Source organism: Mesorhizobium sp. Root157, from assembly GCF_001427385.1.
GTDB lineage: Bacteria > Pseudomonadota > Alphaproteobacteria > Rhizobiales > Rhizobiaceae > Mesorhizobium.
The window spans coordinates 15,171-25,463 of the sequence record NZ_LMGJ01000005.1; the positions used below are offsets into that span (position 1 = coordinate 15,171).

At 63.0% G+C, this 10,293-nt stretch carries 10 protein-coding genes; 6 read left to right on the forward strand and 4 right to left on the reverse strand.

Annotated elements, in window-relative coordinates; genetic code table 11:
• Positions 1-3: 3 nt before the first annotated feature.
• From ASD64_RS05565 to ASD64_RS05575, 3 genes are read right to left on the reverse strand one after another with little or no spacing between them, the layout of a single operon-like run.
• Entirely contained in the window at positions 4-1,329 is a 1,326-nt protein-coding gene (locus tag ASD64_RS05565; protein WP_056102004.1) for a TRAP transporter large permease, read from the reverse strand.
• Positions 1,326-1,829 carry a TRAP transporter small permease subunit gene (locus ASD64_RS05570; protein ID WP_056102007.1) on the reverse strand — a complete coding sequence of 168 codons (504 nt, stop codon included), beginning with the start codon at positions 1,827-1,829 and terminating at the stop codon, positions 1,326-1,328. The genes ASD64_RS05565 and ASD64_RS05570 overlap by 4 nt, the downstream gene beginning before the upstream one ends.
• Positions 1,830-1,848: 19 nt before the next feature.
• Positions 1,849-2,706 (reverse strand): N-formylglutamate amidohydrolase, encoded by an 858-nt coding sequence (locus ASD64_RS05575; protein WP_082549866.1) that lies wholly within the window; start codon positions 2,704-2,706, stop codon positions 1,849-1,851.
• A 156-nt stretch (positions 2,707-2,862) separates the two neighbouring features.
• Between ASD64_RS05575 and ASD64_RS05580 the strand changes: the two genes are divergently transcribed.
• From ASD64_RS05580 to ASD64_RS05605, 6 genes are all read left to right on the forward strand, one after another.
• Entirely contained in the window at positions 2,863-3,690 is an 828-nt protein-coding gene (locus tag ASD64_RS05580; protein ID WP_056102010.1) for a MurR/RpiR family transcriptional regulator, read from the forward strand.
• A 160-nt stretch (positions 3,691-3,850) separates the two neighbouring features.
• The gene (locus ASD64_RS05585) at positions 3,851-5,008 is read left to right on the forward strand and encodes an efflux RND transporter periplasmic adaptor subunit (protein WP_056102015.1); all 1,158 of its coding nucleotides are present in this window, start codon (positions 3,851-3,853) and stop codon (positions 5,006-5,008) included.
• Positions 5,009-5,021: 13 nt separating this feature from the next.
• A complete protein-coding gene (locus ASD64_RS05590) occupies positions 5,022-8,150 on the forward strand; it encodes an efflux RND transporter permease subunit (protein WP_056102186.1) in 3,129 nt (1,042 codons plus the stop codon).
• A 111-nt stretch (positions 8,151-8,261) separates the two neighbouring features.
• Positions 8,262-8,741: a MaoC family dehydratase gene (locus ASD64_RS05595; RefSeq protein ID WP_056102018.1), complete on the forward strand. Its 480-nt coding sequence runs from the start codon at positions 8,262-8,264 to the stop codon at positions 8,739-8,741.
• Between the two features lie 119 nt (positions 8,742-8,860).
• The gene (locus ASD64_RS05600) at positions 8,861-9,505 is read left to right on the forward strand and encodes a TetR/AcrR family transcriptional regulator (protein WP_056102021.1); all 645 of its coding nucleotides are present in this window, start codon (positions 8,861-8,863) and stop codon (positions 9,503-9,505) included.
• Between the two features lie 194 nt (positions 9,506-9,699).
• Positions 9,700-9,933, forward strand: coding sequence for a hypothetical protein (locus ASD64_RS05605; protein ID WP_056102189.1), 234 nt, complete (start codon positions 9,700-9,702; stop codon positions 9,931-9,933).
• A gap of 87 nt (positions 9,934-10,020) precedes the next feature.
• Here ASD64_RS05605 and ASD64_RS05610 read toward each other — a convergent pair whose 3' ends face one another.
• Positions 10,021-10,248 (reverse strand): hypothetical protein, encoded by a 228-nt coding sequence (locus ASD64_RS05610; protein WP_056102024.1) that lies wholly within the window; start codon positions 10,246-10,248, stop codon positions 10,021-10,023.
• Positions 10,249-10,293: the final 45 nt, after the last annotated feature.

Here is a 10,293-nt window from a genome sequence, read left to right on the forward strand (position 1 = left end):
CCGCTAGCGGCCTGTAATGACATGCGGCAGCCACAGCGCGATCTGCGGAAAGATCATTATGATGATCAGCGACAATACCATCAGGAAGAAGAACGGCACGATCGACCGATAGATGTCCATCAGCGAAATTTCAGGCGGAGCCATGGCCCGCATGAGAAATAGATTGTACCCGAACGGCGGCGTTATATACGCGATCTGGCAGGTGATCGTGTAGAGGATGCCGAACCAGATCGCGTTGAAGCCGAGGCTGACGACCAGCGGAATATAGAGCGGCGCGACGATGACCAGCATCGCGGTGTCGTCCAGGAACATGCCCATGATGATGAACGAAAGCAGCATCAGGCAGAGGATCGTCCAGGGCTGGAAATCCCAGGTGTCGAGCATCAGCGTCTTGACCGCCTTGACCGCGCCCAGACCGTCATAGACCGCGCTGAAGCACAGCGCGCCGAGAATGATCCACATGAACATGCAGCTGATGGCCAGCGTGTTGCGCGTCGAATCCTCGAAGACCTTGCGGTTGAGATTGCCACCCCACCACGCGGCCAGCGTAGCAAGGCCCGCTCCCACGGCGGAGCTTTCGACCAGGCTCGTCGTACCCGTCATGAACAGGCCCATCATGATGAAGAAGATGGCGAGCGGCAGCAGCCCTTCACGCAGAAGCTTGTATTTTTCGGCCCGCGTGATCTGGGCGCGCTCTTCCGCAGGCAGCGCCGGCCCAACGTCGGGCTGCAACAGGCACCGGATATAGACGTAGCCCGCAAAGACGACCGCCATCAAAAGGCCGGGGCCGACGCCCGCCAGCCACAGATCGAGCACCGGCTGGCGCGCGATCATGGAATAAAGCACCAGCACCACGCTGGGCGGGATCAGGATGCCCAGCGACGACCCTGCCTGGATAACGCCCGTCACCATGACCTTGTCGTAGCCGTGGCGCAGCAGCTGCGGCAGCGCGATCGTCGCGCCGATCGCCATGCCGGCGACCGAAAGGCCGTTGAGCGCCGCGACCAGAACCATCAACCCGATAGTGCCGAGCGCCAGACCGCCGCGCACCGGCCCGAACCACACATGGAACATGCGGTACAGGCCCGAAGCGATGCCCGATTCCGAAAGCATGTAGCCCATGAACACGAAGAACGGCACGGTGATCAGCGGATACCAGTTCAGCACCTGGAACGAGGCGTTGAACGGCATTTCGAACGAGCCCTGCCCCCACAGCCACAAGGCCGCGGCAGAGCCGACGAAGCCGATGACACCGAAGACGCGCTGGCCGGTAAACAGCAGCACCATCATGGTGCCGAACATGAAAAGGGTAATGAGTTCCGAGCTCATGCGATCGGCTTTCCGCGTGCGATGGCGACATCTTTGATGAATGTCGAGATGAGTTGCAAAAGCATCAGGAAGATGCCCACCGTCATCACGACCTTGATCGGCCACAATGGCGGCCCCCAGGCCGAATAATTCTTTTGACCGTAGACGATCGCATAGTTCGTACTCGACAGGGCGCCGCCGAACAGCACTACCAGGTAAAAGATCACGAACAGGATGGTAAAGGCGTCGGTGACAGCCCGCTTTCGCGCCGACAGCCGGCCATAGAACAGATCCATGCGCACATGCTGGTCGAGTTGAAGGGTGTAGGCCCCGCCAAGAAGATAATAGGCCGAGAGCAGGAACTGCGACATTTCCAGCGCCCAGTTGATGGGAATGCCAAGAACGAGACGTGAAACCGTGGAGGCGAGCAAAATCGCGCCCATGACGAAGAACAGGTACATGGCGACCCGCCCAACTCGATAGTTGAGGGCGTCGACATATCTGACGAAGAGCTTTGCCATTCGGGTCTTTCTTGCCGAGTCAACGGGTTGGTCGAAGGAAACTCTTCACATTGCCGGCGGCATCGCCAATGTGCGGTGCGACCGACTTTTCAGAAACAACGGGAGCCGTATTCTCTGCGGAAACAGTAATGGCGCCCAGCATGGTTCCCAGCAGTTGCGCCCATTTGCGCTGTCCCGCACCGGTCGAAATCTCGTCGTTGCGGATTTCGATCATGGCGCAGGCAAGCCCGCGCGAACGTGCGTGGCGCTCCAGCGTGAAATACACCAGATCGGCCGGTGAGTACGGCTCGTTGTCGCCGACGACGATGCCGGCGACGCCGTTCAGCGCCCGCAGAAGCGGGACCGCGATGCGTTCGTCCTCGTCATGGATGATGCCGATATGCCAAGGCCGCGCCTTGCCGAGGTAGACGGGCGTGTAGGAATGGACCGACACGAGGCGCGTCTCGCGGCCGGCCGCGCTGCGCTCCTCGATCGTACGCTCGATGGTCTCGTGGAACGGCAGCCAGGCCAGATCGATGCGGGCCTGGCGCTGCGCCTGTGTGAGTTCGGCATTGCCCGGAATGGCGGTGGTCTCGCTGACTTCCGAAATCAGGTTCGGCGCATCGAGCGGACGGTTGCAGTCGATGACAAGGCGCGAAACGCAGGTTTCGATGAGCGTGGCGTCAAGCGCCTGCGCCATGAGCCTTGCCACGGGAAGCGCGCCGGGGTCCCAGGCGATGTGGCGGGTGAGTTCGCTTGAAGCCAGACCAAGCGTACCGAATTCGGCGGGAATGAAATTGGAGGCATGGTCGCAGGTGAACAGATACGGACTCGATCCGCCCGGATTCGTCACCTTGACCGTCCCGGCCGGAACAAGGCTGTCTGGCTGTCTCCCCATAGCCAAAAAATCTCCCCTAGGCGCCGTATCATATGTTACGGATTTTACTTGGTTGCGCCAACGTGGATGATTTCATACACATTGTTCGAGTTTGTCAAACGTGTTTTGTGAGCAGCGGGCCGGTTTGCGGCCCTTCGCCTGCGGAATGAGGATAAGATGGCCTCCAGCATCGCCGAGCTGATCTCCGAACGCATAGACACCCTACCCGCCAGCGAGCGCCGGGCCGCCCAGACGCTGATCGCCAATTATCCGCTGATCGGGCTGAAGACGGTCGCCGATTTCTCGCAGCAGGCGGGTGTATCGTCGCCGACGATCCTGCGCTTCGTCGCCCGACTCGGTTTCCACAACTACCCCGAATTCCAGTCGGCGCTTCAGGACGAGCTTGCCGCGCAACTGCAGTCGCCGGCCTCGCGCACGTTTGCTCCGGCCGCATCCGGCGACGGCATCGTGTCGCCGACACTGGAAGCGACGCTCGACAATCTGCGCGAAACGTTCCGGCACATTTCCGACCGCCAGCTGGCCGGCATCGCCGCCAAGCTTTCGGACCGGCGCGGCCACATGTACCTGATCGGCGGACGCTTCACCGATCCGCTGGCCCGCTACATGGCGGCCCACATGGCGATCATCCGCCCCAACGTCTTTCACCTCTCCGGGCAGGAAAGCATCTGGCGCGACCGGCTGATCGACATGGGCAAGCATGACGTGCTTTTGATCTTCGACATCCGCCGCTACCAGGAAAGCCTGGTCCGCTTTGCGGAAAAGGCCCATCACCGCGGAGTCCAGATCGTGTTGGTCACCGATCAGTGGCTGTCGCCGATCGCCCGCTTTGCCAGGCATGTCGTCGCCGGCCGCACGGCCATGCCCTCGGCCTGGGACTCTTCGGCTTCGCTCTTCGTCATCGCCGAAACGCTGATCGACGCGGTTACGCGCCAACTCGATACGGAAGGCGCACGCCGCATCCGCGAGATGGAAGAGCTGCGCTAACCACGCGAACGTTACGCAGATTTAATGTGCTTTGGGACCAGACACTTGGCATAAGGGCTCCATATCGAGCATTCCTTGCAAATTCTCGGTATAATGTGCCCAGCTATCCCGGCGCTGTGAAGCCGGCAGGCGCAATATCAGATTGCATACCGGAGCTCCGATGACCGCCTGGAAGCAGCTAGTTTTGGCCCTCGTGATCCTTGTCGCGGCCGCCGCCGCCTGGGTTCGCTTTTTTCCGGGCGCGCCGGAAGTGCTCGCGCGCTGGGGCATCGAATGGGCGCATGCCTCGACGCCGGCGACGGAGACCGGTTCGATCCGGCGCAACGCGCAGGGCGCAGGCGAGCACCAGAAGGTCATCGTCGTCACGGCCCCGGCAACGGCCGCCACCATCAACGACAGGCTGCAGGCAATCGGCACCGGCCGCGCCAAGGCGACCGTCGGCGTAACCCCCTACGGCTCCGGCCGGCTGACGGAGGTTCTTGTCCAGTCCGGCGCGCATGTCGCGAAGGACCAGATTATCGCCAAGCTCGATTCGGCGACCGAGGAAATCGCCGTCGAACGCGCCCGCGCCGAGCGCGACGATGCTGTTGCCAAGGCCGAGCGCATGCGCCAGTTGCGGGCCTCGAACGCGGCGACGCAGGTGCAGTTGACGGATGCCGAACTGGCGCAGCGCAACGCCGAATTGTCCCTGCATGACGCCGAGGTGGCGCTCGAACGCCGCTCCATCACCTCGCCCATTTCCGGTATCGTCGGCATCTTGCCGATCGAAGCCGGCAATTACGTCACCAGCCAGTCGTCCATCGCCACCATCGACGACCGCTCGAGCATCCTGGTTGATTTCTACGTGCCGGAGCGCTTCGCCCCGGCAATCAATATCGGCGCACCGATCACCGCGACACCGCTGGCCAACCCCGACAACCGCTATGACGGTGCGGTTTCGGCGATCGACAACAGGATCGACGAGAAGAGCCGCACGCTGTGGGTGCAGGCGACGATCGACAACCCCTCCGATTCGTTGCGCGCCGGCATGGCCTTCCAGATCGGCATGCAATTTGCCGGCAACACCTATCCTGCCGTAAGCCCGCTGGCGGTGCAGTGGGGCACCGACGGCGCCTTCATCTGGACGGTGGAGGGCGGCAAGGCCAAGCGCGTTCCCGTACGCATCATCCAGCGCAATACTGAAAACGTCCTCGTAGACGGCCCGGTCAAGGCCGGCGCCATCGTCGTGACCGAGGGCGTGCAAAGCGTTCGTGAAGGCAGCGGCGTGAGCATTGCGGCGAGCGGCGAACCGCAAGCTGCCGAAGCCGGCGGCTCGTGAGCGGGATGCCACGATGAAGAACGAAACCCAAAACGGCGAAACCGGCCTGACAGCGCTGTTCATCCGCCGTCCCGTCATGGCCTTCGTCATCAATACGCTGATCGCCGTTGCCGGCCTCGCCGCCTTCTACGGCGTGGAGGTGCGCGAACTGCCGGACGTGGACCGGGCGGTGATTTCGGTCAGCACCAACTTCTCGGGCGCCGCCGCCGAAACCGTGGACCGGGAACTGACCGATGTGATCGAGGGCGTCGTCGCCCGCGTTTCCGGCGTCAAGTCGATATCGTCGCGATCCTCTTACGGCTCCAGCCGCGTGACCGTCGAATTCAACGACGGCGTGGACCTGAACGTTGCGGCTTCCGACGTGCGCGACGCGGTCGGGCGCATCACCAGCCAGATACCGGACGAGGCGGATGCGCCCCGCATCGTCAAGGCCGACGCCAATGCCGATGCGGTGATACGCCTTGCCGTGACTTCGGACACCATGTCGGTCGAAGACATGACGACCATCGTGGAAGACCAGATCGAGGATACGCTGGCTTCGGTATCCGGCGTGGCCGACGTGCAGATCTACGGCGACCGCGAAAAGATATTCCGCATCGACGTCGACCAGGCCAAACTGGCCAGCCTTGGCTACACCGTCGCCGACCTGCGCCGCGTGCTTGCTTCGGTCGCCTTCGATTCGCCGTCCGGATCGATCACCACCAGCGATCAGAACCTGATCGTGCGCACCACCGCTGAAGTGAACACGCCAGAGGCCTTCGAGCAGATCGTCATCGACGGCACGACCCATATCGGCGACGTGGCGACGGTGACGCTGGGCCCCGACACCGGCCAGAGCACGTTGCGCTCGGACGGCAAGGCCGGCATCGGCATCGGCATCGTGCGCGCCGCCGAATCCAACACGCTGGATATCTCCAACGGCGTGAAGGCAGCCGTCGCCTCAATTCAGGAAAATCTTCCGCAAGGCATGACCATCAAGGTGACCAGCGACGACGCGGTGTTCGTCAGCGGCGCCGTGCACGAAGTCGAGATCGCGCTGATGCTGGCCATCTCCATCGTGCTGATCGTCATCTACGTGTTCCTGCTCGACTGGCGCGCGACGCTGATCCCCGCCCTGTCGATGCCGGTGGCGATGATCGGGACCATCGCGGCCATCTATCTTGCCGGTTTCTCGATCAACATCCTGACCTTGCTGGCGCTGGTGCTTGCCACCGGACTTGTGGTGGACGACGCCATCGTAGTGCTGGAAAACATCGTGCGCCGCCGCAACGAGGGGCTGGGGCCGCGCGCTGCCGCCGTGCTCGGCGCCAAGGAAGTGTTCTTCGCCGTCATCGCCACCACCGCCACGCTGGTCGCCGTGTTCGTGCCGATCTCCTTTCTGCCCGGCCAGACCGGCGGCCTGTTTCGCGAATTCGGCTTCGTGCTCGCCATCGCGGTGCTTCTGTCCTGCGTCGTGGCGCTGACGCTCTGCCCGATGCTGGCATCGCGCATGCTGACCGGCGCCTCGCTTCATCCCGGCGGCAATCGCGGCATCGTCGGCAGGATCGGCAGGGCGCTGGGAAATCTCTACCGGCGCTGCCTGCGCGCCTGCCTCGACGCACCGTGGCTGGTCGTTTTGGCGGCAATTCTGTTTGCCGGCACCGCCTTTGCCCTGTTCGGCACCATCCGCCAGGAATTGACGCCTACCGAGGACCGCTCCGTCGTGCTGATGCGCATCAACGCACCGCAAGGCGTGAGCCTCGACTATACCGCCTCGCAGATCCGCCAGATCGAAGCGCTCCTGGAGCCGATGCGCAAATCGGGCGAGATCGAAAGCACCTTCCAGTTTGCCGGTAACGGCGGTTCCTACAACAGCGGCTTCATGGTGGTGACGCTGGCGCCGTGGGATCAGCGCAGCCGCACCCAGCAGCAGATCATGGCTGAGATCAGGGCGCTTGCCGCGGCCGTGCCAAGCGTGCAGGTCTTCACCATGCAGCCGAACAGCCTCGGCATTCGCGGCGCCGGCAACGGCCTGCAGTTCGCTTTGGTCGGCAACGATCGCACGGCTTTGAGCGAGGCGGCGAACAAGATCATCGACGAATTGCGCAACGACCCGCGCTTCCAGCAGCCCCGGCTGTCGATCGACCCGACCCAGCCGCAGCTTGCCGTGGCCATCGACCGGGAGCGCGCCTCCGATCTCGGCATCGACATCACCGGCCTTGCCAACACCTTGCAAGCCATGCTGGACGGCAACGACATCGGCGACGTCTATATCGGCGACCGCGCCTATGGCGTGAAGCTGGTGTCGACCACCAATCCGATCAACGATCCGACCGATCTGGAGAACGTGTTCCTCAAGACCGGCGACGGACGCTACGTGCCGATGTCGACCATCGCCACGCTGACCGAGAAGGCGGTGCCGCCGACGCTGACACGCGAGCAAAGGCAGCCTTCGGTCGCCGTCACCACCAACCTCGCCGACGATTTCGCACTGGGCGACGCGCTGAGCCGGGTAAAGGAGATCGCCAATCCGCTGCTGCCCGCAGGCGCGCGGCTGCTGCCGCAGGCCGAGGCCGCGACGCTTGGCGAAACCAACAGCGGCATGGTCACCATCTTCGGCTTCGCGCTGGTCATCATCCTCCTGGTGCTGGCGGCGCAGTTCGAGAGCTTCGTTTCGGCAATCATCATCATGGCGACGGTGCCGCTGGGGCTGGCCTGCGCCATCCTGGCCATGATCCTGACCGGCACCAGCCTCAACGCCTACAGCCAGATCGGCCTTGTGCTCCTGGTCGGCGTGATGGCCAAGAACGGCATCCTCATCGTCGAGTTCGCCAATCAGTTGCGTGATCGGGGGCTTGGCGTGCGCGAAGCGATCGAAGAAGCATCCAACATCCGGCTCAGGCCGGTGATGATGACGATGATCTGTACCGTGCTTGGCGGCCTGCCGCTGGTGCTGGCCAGCGGTGCCGGCGCCGAGGCGCGCATTGCGCTGGGCTGGGTGATCGTCGGGGGTCTCGGCCTTGCGGCGATCTCGACGCTGTTCCTGACGCCGGTCGCCTATCTCCTGCTCGGCCGTTTCGTCCAGCCGAAGTCGCACGAAGAGGCCCGCCTGAAGCGCGAACTGGAGGAAGCCGCCTACACCAATGTGGAGCCGGCCGAATAAGGCATGGCCGTAGGCCTGTCGCCGCCGGATGACAAGGCGGGCTCAACCCTCTATTGGTGCCGCATCAGGTCGCAGTGACCTGGGCGCGACCCAAGACGAGAACCGATCCGAATGACCCCGATCACGCTCGAGCAGTTACTGGACAGCCCCGGCAAGGAAGTCGGCGTTTCGCCATGGCGGGTGGTCTCGCAGACCATGATCGACCAATTCGCCGACGCCACCGACGATCACCAGTTCATCCATTGCGACCCGGAACGCGCGGCGCGCGAAACGCCTTTCGGCGGCACCATCGCCCACGGATTCCTGCTTCTGTCGCTGTTGTCCGCCATGACCTTCGAGACTTTGCCGCCCCTGGAAAACGGCAAGATGGGCGTCAATCAAGGCTTCGACCAGATCCGCTTCCTGGCACCGGTCAAGACCGGGTCGCGCATCCGCGCCCGCTTCGTCTTGGCCGACGTCAAGGCCCGCCCCTCCGGCTGGGTGCAGGTAACGCATGACGTTACCGTCGAAATCGAAGGCGCCAGGAAGCCGGCGCTCACCGCACGCTGGCTGACGCTGACCTTTGTCGAGCCGCAACGGCAGCCCGCCTGATTTCCCGAGCGGCGTAGCGGGCAGCGGTTGCGCGTCAACCATGTTCCCTTGCGGCATCTTGCTCCCTCGCCCACGGGCTTTATATAGGAATCGGGGACGGGAGTGAGAAAGGTCAGCTGTTGTTGCACAACGCCAAGCAGCGTCGTGAGCTGCGCAGGGCGAGTTTGCGTTCCGAACTGATCGCCGCAGCCCACAAGCTCGTCCAGGAAGAGGGCTATGACGCCCTGACCATCCGAAAATTGGCACAGCGTGTCGGCCTCGCGCCGATGTCGGTCTATTCCTATTTCGCCGACAAGCAGGACATCCTCTACGCCCTGGCCGAAGACGCGTTCGAAGCGCTGGCCCAGCGTATCGAGCAACACCAGTCCGACGATCCGCTGGAGGCATTGCGCGCCGTGATGGTCGAATATGCCGCCTTCGGCCTCGGCAACCCCGACGAATACCGCATCGTCGCCATGACCGAACATGTCACGCCTGCGGAAAAACTGGAGGCGGGCCAGCCGCAAGAGCGCAATCCGGCTATGGAACTGCTGATCGGCCGCGTCGAGGCGTGCGTGAAAGCCGGCAAGCTGAGCGGCGACGCCCGCGCGATCGCCACCATGCTGTGGGCGGTGGGGCACGGCACGATCGCCTTGCTGATCACATTTCCTCACTATCAGTTCGGCGAGGCGAAGGTCTTCGCAGAACGCATGTACGATCTCACCCTCGCAGGCCTGACCGCCCAACACATCGCGCCATTGAGCGACGAACCCGCCACCTGCTGATCGCGGCAAGACGCCCTGCTTGCCGGCACCCACGTTCAACCCGCTTGCGCGAATGGCGGCCTTTGAGCGTTACTTCAGGTTGTGCCTAGATCAAAAGCCGTACATGTACAATTTTACTTGAAATCGACCTTCCGTAAGGGTAGGTGTATTGCGTACACGTACGAACAATCAACCAGCCTGATGGAGAATTGACGGTGAAGAAGACCGCTCTCGCCCTCGCGGCCCTGCTGATCCTGCCGAGCGGCGCAATGGCTGCTCAATCCGCGTCGAAGTCGAAGGCCAAACCGGCCCCTGCCTGCACGCAAACCACCACCAATCTCGATTGCGCGACGACTGGAACGGTCGAGAGGCCGAATACCGCCGTATCCGCCGGCAAGCCAAAGGTAGGCATCGACGTCAATCCATGGATCATGCCGTCTGCCTTCTGATCACCTGCGTTCGACTAGCGACGCAGATCGACGGGCGCGCCATGTCATGGCCGCCCGTTTTGCTTGAAAAGCGCTTTGGAAGCCGGATTATCGTCCCAGCTTGCGGCCTCTCACGGTCTTGGCCTTGCCTGGATTGGCCGGTCCGCCAGGAATGGCGCTGGAGGTGACGGAAACCGGATCGCTGGCCGGAAAGGTGTCTTCAAGCCCCTCCTCCAGTTCGTCTTCGGCAATGCCCTCGCTCCGCTCCTTTTCGAGCGACTTTACCGCCGAAGTCTTGCCGCGCCTGGCGACACCTGGTTTTGCTTGAACGGCCATCGTTAAAATCTCCCCGAACATCACCCCTTAGATAGGGTGGCAGCC

What these genes read in the sequence shown, in the direction of transcription:
- ASD64_RS05565 (WP_056102004.1), bottom strand. Translation starts at nt 1,329, where the DNA reads ATGAGCTCGGAACTCATTACCCTTTTCATGTTCGGCACCATGATGGTG.
- ASD64_RS05570 (WP_056102007.1), bottom strand. Translation starts at nt 1,829, where the DNA reads ATGGCAAAGCTCTTCGTCAGATATGTCGACGCCCTCAACTATCGAGTT.
- ASD64_RS05575 (WP_082549866.1), bottom strand. Translation starts at nt 2,706, where the DNA reads ATGGGGAGACAGCCAGACAGCCTTGTTCCGGCCGGGACGGTCAAGGTG.
- ASD64_RS05580 (WP_056102010.1), top strand. Translation starts at nt 2,863, where the DNA reads ATGGCCTCCAGCATCGCCGAGCTGATCTCCGAACGCATAGACACCCTA.
- ASD64_RS05585 (WP_056102015.1), top strand. Translation starts at nt 3,851, where the DNA reads ATGACCGCCTGGAAGCAGCTAGTTTTGGCCCTCGTGATCCTTGTCGCG.
- ASD64_RS05590 (WP_056102186.1), top strand. Translation starts at nt 5,022, where the DNA reads ATGAAGAACGAAACCCAAAACGGCGAAACCGGCCTGACAGCGCTGTTC.
- ASD64_RS05595 (WP_056102018.1), top strand. Translation starts at nt 8,262, where the DNA reads ATGACCCCGATCACGCTCGAGCAGTTACTGGACAGCCCCGGCAAGGAA.
- ASD64_RS05610 (WP_056102024.1), bottom strand. Translation starts at nt 10,248, where the DNA reads ATGGCCGTTCAAGCAAAACCAGGTGTCGCCAGGCGCGGCAAGACTTCG.